We start from the raw sequence: 278 nt of genomic DNA, 5'->3' as shown, positions 1-278 counted from the left end.
CCTTCCCACTCAGGCTCTAGCGGCGTTACGTTGACGATAATACCGCAACGTGCGTAAGTCGACTTGCCTAGGCAAATAGTCAGTACGTCGCGTGGAATACGGAAATATTCCATCGTACGTGCTAAGGCAAACGAGTTTGGTGGAATAATGCACTCATCACCGACGATATCGATAAAGCTTTTATCATCGAAGTTTTTAGGATCAACAACGACTGAATGGACGTTGGTAAAGACTTTGAATTCAGGCGCACAGCGTACATCGTAACCGTAGCTTGAGGT

The 278-nt window shown here is 46.4% G+C and carries 1 protein-coding gene; it reads right to left on the bottom strand.

Annotation, left to right across the window (positions count from 1 at the left end; translation table 11 throughout):
* Nucleotides 1-278: dCTP deaminase (locus B3V51_RS01350; RefSeq protein ID WP_414706360.1), on the bottom strand; the 278-nt coding region annotated here is incomplete at both ends.

It is taken from the genome of Psychrobacter sp. UBA2514, assembly GCF_002341255.1.
In the GTDB taxonomy this organism is placed as follows: domain Bacteria; phylum Pseudomonadota; class Gammaproteobacteria; order Pseudomonadales; family Moraxellaceae; genus Psychrobacter; species Psychrobacter pacificensis.
This window is presented reverse-complemented; position numbering and strand designations above follow the sequence as displayed.